General features: G+C 61.9%; 5 protein-coding genes and 1 pseudogene. All 6 read left to right on the top strand.

Features of this window, described 5'->3' with window-relative positions:
• Window positions 1–125: 125 nt before the first annotated feature.
• A pseudogene (locus QZX93_RS11545) lies at window positions 126–395 on the top strand (integration host factor subunit alpha); the annotation flags it as partial.
• A 404-nt stretch (window positions 396–799) separates the two neighbouring features.
• The gene (locus QZX93_RS11540; protein WP_295392474.1) at window positions 800–1,327 is read left to right on the top strand and encodes a BrxE family protein; all 528 of its coding nucleotides are present in this window, start codon (window positions 800–802) and stop codon (window positions 1,325–1,327) included.
• Complete coding sequence (locus QZX93_RS11535) at window positions 1,324–2,112, top strand: BrxA family protein (RefSeq protein ID WP_295392472.1); 789 nt, start codon at window positions 1,324–1,326, stop codon at window positions 2,110–2,112. The genes QZX93_RS11540 and QZX93_RS11535 overlap by 4 nt, the downstream gene beginning before the upstream one ends.
• Window positions 2,093–2,668 (top strand): BREX protein BrxB domain-containing protein, encoded by a 576-nt coding sequence (locus QZX93_RS11530; protein ID WP_295392470.1) that lies wholly within the window; start codon window positions 2,093–2,095, stop codon window positions 2,666–2,668. The genes QZX93_RS11535 and QZX93_RS11530 overlap by 20 nt, the downstream gene beginning before the upstream one ends.
• 32 nt (window positions 2,669–2,700) lie before the next feature.
• The gene (gene brxC, locus QZX93_RS11525; protein WP_295392468.1) at window positions 2,701–6,324 is read left to right on the top strand and encodes a BREX system P-loop protein BrxC; all 3,624 of its coding nucleotides are present in this window, start codon (window positions 2,701–2,703) and stop codon (window positions 6,322–6,324) included.
• Between the two features lie 169 nt (window positions 6,325–6,493).
• A complete protein-coding gene (locus QZX93_RS11520; RefSeq protein WP_295392466.1) occupies window positions 6,494–7,684 on the top strand; it encodes a hypothetical protein in 1,191 nt (396 codons plus the stop codon).
• Window positions 7,685–7,792 lie beyond the last annotated feature (108 nt).

The following is a 7,792-nucleotide window of genomic DNA, read 5'->3' as shown; positions in this document are numbered from 1 at the left end:
GGCACACCGCCGACACCCAAGCTGCCTCCCGCAGAGGTTTGGATCAACCCGCCGGCCGCAGGCTTAACCGAGATCCAAGAGCCTCCCGAGCAACACTAAATTCGACACCCCGGTGTCTCATTTTCATTGACACATTCCGCTTCGAGGAAATCCGCAAGTCCCTAGCGCGCGGCGAGGAGGTCAAGCTGTCCGGATTCGGTAACTTCGAGTTGCGCGAAAAGAAAGAGCGCCCGGGGCGCAATCCGAAGACCGGTGAAGAAATCCCGATCACCGCCCGGCGCGTCGTGACCTTCCGGCCGGGGCAGAAGCTCAAGGCGCGGATGGATGCCTTGGGTGGGCATGCGCCGGCCGGTGCCGATGGTGTTGCGTCCAGCGAAGGCCCCGCCGTCACCTGAAAACGCGATCCTTCAGATGGCTCAGGTCAGCAACGCTCGCAAGTCCGACTGCCGTGCCGGTGTAGAGTCGGGTGCCAAGCCGCAGGGGTCGCCCAACTGGAAACCAGAACGCATGTCGTTGAATCCGTTTGCTAGCGTGACTCGCGACGCGGTGCGGACGGCCAGTAGCGGGGCAGGGGAGACGCGCGGTGCTGGCCCCGCCGCTGGTCGTTCAAGGCGCGTGGTTTGCCTGAACACGGTGCAAAAGGGTAACCTGAGCGCGAGTAATGGTCGCACATGCCTTCGTCCTAATCTTGACGCGGTGGGGGTCGGACGTAAACTCAGGCCCAAACCAGACATCAGGCGTTTGAATTCCTGATTCTAGAAGAACAACATCGACAAGAACGATAAGGAGTTAAAGCGTGGTGGGACAGGCGTCGCAACGGGAAAGCGATCGGCTTCAGGCCATCTTGCGGCTGCGGGTCATCATCGGTTACCTCGGCGAACAGGCCCAGTTCGACTGGTGGCCGACCGGGTTTTACACAGCGTCCAGCCCTGCATTTTTGAACCCGGTGTTCGCCCGTACCACGGCGCTGGCCCAGTACCATGGGGTCAAGGAAGCCGCCCGGCGCGTGTGTGACGAGCATATCGGTGTCGGCCGTGTGTTCCACCTCTTCCGGCTGCCAGAGACGCTGGAACAATCGCTGTTCGAGGTTCTGCAGGACCCGGCGACAGTGGTTGCGGCGCACCAGGCGATCGGCTCGCGGGCCACGGCGCTGGACGCGCTCCAGTCCATCTGTAAGGTCCAGGGGCCCGTCCAAGAGGGACCGCTTCAGATCGGCACCGCCGCAGACCTCGACGACAATGCCTGGCTCGCTGCCGCGGCCGGCTGTTATCACGCCGCCTTTGCGCAAGGGGTCCGCTCTTACCCATACCTCGTGGACCGGGCGTGACAGCGAATGGGCAATACACCACGCAGCTCCAGGCCGGCCTCGGCCTTGCCCAGGAGACGCGCTTGCTCTTGAGTATCTGGAGTCAGGGTATGAGCAGCTCGGCCTTGTATCTGGCCGCGCTGCAATCAGGCCAGTTCCCGAACGTCTCGGCCCGCCGGCTGCGCAACATCGTCCGCGAGTGTTTTGCGCCGCGGTATCTGGTGGCCGAGGGGGCGCCGGCGCGCTATTTGAAACAGCTCGCCTGCACGCTTGCACCTGCCGAACTTAACCAACTGTTCTTTCTCCACACCTGCCGGGCCAACCAGATTCTTAGTGACTTCGTTCGGGCGGTGTTCTGGGAGCGCTATGCCGCGGGCGACAATCGGGTGACGGTGGACGACACCAAGGCATTCGTCCACCGTGGCGTCGATGACGGCAAGACCGCCAAACGCTGGTCCGACAGCACGGTCAAGCGCGTCACCTCCTACCTGCTTGGCTGCTGTGCAGACTATGGCCTGCTTGGCACGCGCACGCGTGCCGCCCGCGCCATCATCCCGTACCGCATCGAAGCCAAGGCTGCGGCCTATCTTGCCCATGACCTGCACTTTGCGGGCTTCGGTGATAACGCCTTACTTGCCCATCCGGACTGGCAACTCTTCGGCCTCGCGCGCGAGGACGTGCGGGACGAGCTGAAGCGGCTGTCATTGCATGGACATCTCATCCTGCAATCCGCCGGGGAGCTCACGCATATCGGATGGAAGCACAAGCACATGGAGGACCTCATCGGTGTCCTCGCTGAAGGCTGATTTCAACGAACTCTTGCGGCGGATTGGCCAGGGTCGCGAGTTCGCCCACGCGAGCTTCGAGCCCATCTATTACCTCGTCTTTCACCCCAGCCAGATCCTGGAGGTGAAGCGCCAGACACCGGCCTGGGTCGCCAAGCTGCGCAACGATGGCTGGGAGGTGACGGTGTTTTCCGTCGCGTGGCACGTCACCGACATCCTGGCGAAGGCACCCTTGCGCAAGCTGTGGCTAACGGCGGATGCCAAGAACCCGCTGGATTGGACCAAGACCAACCAGTCGCTCGCCAACGCACTGGTCAAGGCCGACGCCCTTCAGTCCCGGCTCGAAGCGGTGCTGACGGGCCTCGCCGGCAGCGAGCACAGCATCGTGCTGGTGACTGACCTGGAGGCCCTGCACCCCTATCTGCGCATCGGCGCCATCGAGGCGCAACTCCAAGGCAAGTTCCATGTACCGACCGTCTTCCTTTACCCCGGTGTGCGCACCGGCAAGACGCGGCTGAAGTTCCTGGGATTCTACCCGGAAGACGGCAATTACCGCTCAGATCACGTCGGCGGCTGAGCAACGAACCCACGCACCGGACGGCACCGACCATGGTCATTCGCGAACTTTTCGACCCCAGCAGGGACATCTACCGCACCATCGAGAAGGTGATCACCTACAGCGCGGCGCAAGAGCAGCGGCTAAAGGCGGAGATTGCCGAGTACGTGGTCACGGAGAGCATTGAGGATCAGACCGAAAAGCTGCTCAGCAAGATGCAAGCCGCCATGGATGCGGGCGGTCAGTACGAGGTCGGCGTCTGGGCGTCCGGGTTCTACGGGTCCGGCAAGAGCTCCTTCACCAAGTACCTGGGCCTCGCCTTCGACGACCAGGTGACGATCGACGGACAGCCCTTCCTCAAGCACCTCCAGGACCGCTATCACAAGCCGCAGACGCGCGCCCTGCTCGGCACCATCGCCAAGCGTTTCCCGGCGGCCGTGGTCATGCTCGATCTGGCGAGCGCCCAGGTCGCCGGTGCGACCCTGGAGGTCGTCTCCACCGTCCTTTACTACCGGGTCCTGCAATGGGCGGGCTACTCGCGCAACCTCAAAGTGGCCGCCCTGGAGCGCAAGCTGAAGAAGGACGGGCGTTACGACGACTTCCAGGCGCGCTTCCGCGACCAGACCGGCGAGGACTGGTGCGACTACCAGAACGACGAGTTGGTCGTCGACAGCCTGCTCCCCGAGCTGGCGCACGCGATGTACCCGCAGCTGTTCCGCACACCGCAGTCGTTCACCACCTCAACCAGCGAGTTCATCTACCTGCTCAATGACCGGGTCCAAGAGATCCTCGACATCGTCCGCGAAACCGCCGGCAAGGACTACGTGCTGTTCGTGATCGACGAGGTCGGCCAGTATGTCGGCAGCAACCAGAACAAGATCCTCGACCTGCAGGGCCTCGCCGAGAACCTCAAGAACATCGGCAGCGGCCGGGCCTGGATCTTCGGTACCGCCCAGCAGACCCTGACCGAAGACGACCCGCGCGCCGCGCTCAACTCCCCCGAGCTCTACAAGCTAAAGGACCGCTTCCCGATCTCGATCGATCTCGAATCCCGCGATATCCGTGAGATCTGCTATCGGCGGTTGCTGGGCAAGTCCGCGGCCGGCGCGCAGGAGCTCGATCAGCGCTTCGTCCAGTACGGCCAAGCGCTGCGCCACAACACCAAGTTGCAGGACGCCAAGTATTACGACGCCGCGATCGACCGCGACGGCTTCGTCAACCTCTACCCCTTCCTGCCCGCCCACTTCGACATCCTGCTGCACCTGCTCGGTGCCCTGGCCAAATCCACCGGCGGCATCGGCCTGCGCTCGGCGATCAAGGTCATCCAAGAGGTGCTGATCGAAGGCCCGGACGGGCGCACCCCGATCGCGGATCAACAGGTCGGCTGGCTGGCGACCACCGTGACCCTGTTCGATGCCTTGGAGAAGGACATCAAGCGGGCCTTCCCCTCGATCGCTCAGGCGGTCGGCAAGGTCCTGATCCGGTTCCCGGACTCGGTACTGCACCAGGAGGTCGCCAAGACGGTCGCGGTGCTCCAGATCCTCGGCAACCTGCCGGTCACCGTGCACAACGTCGCCAACCTGATGCACCCGGCCATCGACGCCGCGCCGCGTGCCGACGCCGTCAAGGCCGCCGCGGACGCGCTGCTCAGTGACCCGCTGGTACCGCTCGGCGAGCGCAACGGCACCTTGAGCTTCTTCAGCGAGAAGCTCAACGACATCGAACAGGAACGCGCCCAACTGCCGCTGCGCTCCTCAGACCTGCGGCGGATCGCCAGCGAAGCGCTGCGCGAGGTGTTCGACCCGCTGCCGTCGGCCCGGCTGCACGGCTCGTTGTCCGTAACGACGGGGGTCAAGATTCAGTCTGGCGGCAGCACCGCCAGCCTGGCCGGCGAGCGCGAGGCGATCCAAACCATCGTGGAACTCGTGGACCCCACCGACTACGAGACGACCCGAACGCGCTTGGTGGACGAGTCACGTCACAAGACGTCGGAGAACCTCATCTACCTGCTCGGCCGCCGGGCACCGGAGACGGATGACAAGGTGGCGGAGGTGTATCGCTCGCAACGCATCGTCGAGCTGCACCGCAACGACCCGGATCAGGAGCTCAAGGAATACTGCATGAGCCAAAGCGATGTCGCGGCGCGGCGCATTGGTGAGCTGAAAGCGCTCGTGCAGCGCAGCCTGGCCCAGGGCTCGTTCCTGTTCCGCGGCGAGACGACCGCCGTCGACAGCCTCGGCGCCGACCTGCTCGACGCGGCCAAGAAACACTTAGGCCCGGCGGCAGAGCAAGTCTTTCACCGCTATGCCGAGGCCCCCGAACGGGTCGATACCGCCGTGGCGGAGAAGTTCTTACGCACCGGGGCGGGCAACCTCAAGGCCGTCACGTCGCAGCTCGACCCCCTTGGCCTGGTGCAGGTGACCAGCGGCAACCCCAGCATCCGCACCGACCACAAGGCGCTCGTCAGCATTCGCGACTACATCGACCGCAACGGCACGACGGACGGCAAGCACCTGCTCGATCACTTCAGCAGCGCCCCCTTCGGCTGGTCGCAAGACACCCTGCGCTACCTGATCGCGGCGCTGCTCGTCGCCGGGGACATCAAGCTGAAGGTGTCCGGGCGCGAGGTCACGGTAGCGGGCCAGCAGGCCATCGACGCGCTCAAGACCAACCTTGCTTTCAAACCGATCGGCGTCGCCCTGCGCCAGGACAAACCGCCAATGGAGGTCCTGGCACGGGCCGCGCAACGCCTGACCGACCTGATCGGCGACACCGTCGTACCCCTTGAGGAGGACATCGGCAAGGCCGCGGCCAAGCATCTGCCGCAGTTCCAGCACACCTTTGCCCCGCTGGCCGAGCGGCTCGCCGGACTCGAACTACCGGGGGCCGAGCGGGTCCGCGCACTCAACCAGCAGATCGCCGACCTGCTGTTTACCGATGCCTCTGACGCGCCGGACTACCTGGGCCGCGAAGAGTCGGCGCTGTACGACGCCCTCAAATGGGCGCAGGCGGTGACCAAATCGCTCGGGCAGGGCCTCAACGACACCATCAAGGACCTGCGAACCCATCAGTGCGCAATCCTCAACCTGCCCGGCAGCGGCGTCCCCGGCAGCCTCAAGCAGGACTGCGCCGATGCCCTTGAGCGGCTCGCCGACTGTCTCGCTGATGACGGGTTCTACCAACATACCGCCGACCTCAACACCCTCTTGACGGCCCTGCACGCCAATGTCGCCACGGCGGTGGGTGGGATGGCGCAGGCCCAGCAGGAGCGCATCCGGGACGGTGAGCAGGACCTGAAGCGCATCCCCGAGTGGGCCGAGCTGACCCAGGAGACACAGGCGAATGCACTCGACCAACTGGCGGGCCTGCGGCTGACGGCCGACCACGACCTCGCCGGTCTCCAGCGCCTGATCAGCAATGAATTCGACCTGTCCAACCGACTCGAAGCGCTGAAACAACGCATCATCCGCGAGGGGCGGGAACGGAAGCGGCAGCGCATGCAGGAAGAGAAAGATGAAGACACACAGGAAGGCAAGGAAAAGTTGAACCGGACGATCAGGGTGCCGCTCTCGGTATCGAGCGCTTCCGATCTGGATGATCTCATCGAGCGGCTCCAAGCTATAAAGGCGGAGTTGACGTATTACGACGAGTTTGAACTCCGAATCGAAGCGATATAAGGGATTAGCTCAAAGCAATTCAGCGACGCTCGCGCCCCAGCGGATGGAAGACCACGATTCGTTGTTAAGCTCACCATGATTTCAATACCCGTGGAAAATGTCCGACTCAATACAGTCACGGAATTACCTCAAAATCGGGCCATAAGAGGCCGTCGGTTTAGGAGCGACCATGAGCATCACGCAAGAAAATAGGCAGCACATCGAGCAGGTTGCTGAGGATGCGCTCGAAAAGTTTGAAGCGGTCGCAGCAGCCGCTAAGAGCAGACTTGTCGATGAGCATGGAATCAGTGTCGATGCTTTAGCATCTGTGAATACCATGACCGCCGGGGCGACGATGCGGCGACTGAATCAGATCAGTCAGGAGAACCGCGCGAGCTATCAGATCTTGATTGACGAGCCAGCAATCGCCCGGGTAGTCGTCGAAGATGAGGACTGCAAGCGGCTGATCTATTACATCTGCCGGGCAGCTCCACCATCTGGTTTTCCAAACCTCGCCAGCTACCGTGCACCAGTCGGGCGATTGGCGTCCTTGCCGGTTGGCACTGCATTTACCTTACCAAGTGGAACTGTTATTGAAGTTCTTGAGCGGGCGCATTTGCGGCCAGCCAGACTGCCGGCTGGCTGGGATTCCCGCAATACGGTCATAGAATCCGACCATTTCGATCCCGTTACGATTGAGTCGTTGAGGGCGCTGCTCGACGAGATAGCTAGTGCGACTGTTGCCGAAAACTTGCTAGATCAGCTTGAGGCCGAAGAGCATTTGACGGCTAATGTCGTCGCAGGGATGCGGCGCAGCGTCATCACTAAGATGGTGCTTAGGGACCAGCCGGTTCTCGACCAATACCAGGATGAAATATTTCGGTTACCATTGGATAAGCGATTATTGATTCTTGGGCCTCCCGGAACGGGAAAGACGACGACCTTGATTCGTCGGCTTGGTCAAAAGCTGGATACGGCTTACTTGGACGAGAACGAGCAGAGTATAGTTGAAAGAATCGGGGTGACAAACGGCTCGGTGCATGCCAGCAGTTGGATGATGTTCACGCCAACCGAACTCCTTAAGCAATATCTTAAAGAAGCGTTCGCGCTCGAAGGGGTTCCTGCATCAGATCAACGGATAAGAACCTGGCATGACTACCGGCGTGAGCTCGCCCGAAATACATTTGGGGTGTTACGAACTGCATCCGGTGGAGGAACCTTTATCCTTAAGGACTCGGCCCAAACCCTAAAGACCGAGCCTGTGGAAGGACCCATCGAATGGTTTTCAGACTTCAACGAATGGCAGCGTGATACGCTTCTACGCGAGTTGCGAGAGTCAGCAGAAAGGCTGAGAGGCTGTCTAAGAACCATTTTGAGATAGAGGCTTACTTAACGGCTAATAAATACGGCGTTTGATTATTGCAGATCTGCCGAAGAAGCAAGCGTCCGGATGCAATATAAACCTGTGTTTCGCTTGAAGTCGGTTTGC

The sequence above is a fragment of the uncultured Thiodictyon sp. genome, from assembly GCF_903946935.1.
In the GTDB taxonomy this organism is placed as follows: domain Bacteria; phylum Pseudomonadota; class Gammaproteobacteria; order Chromatiales; family Chromatiaceae; genus Thiodictyon.
This window is presented reverse-complemented; position numbering and strand designations above follow the sequence as displayed.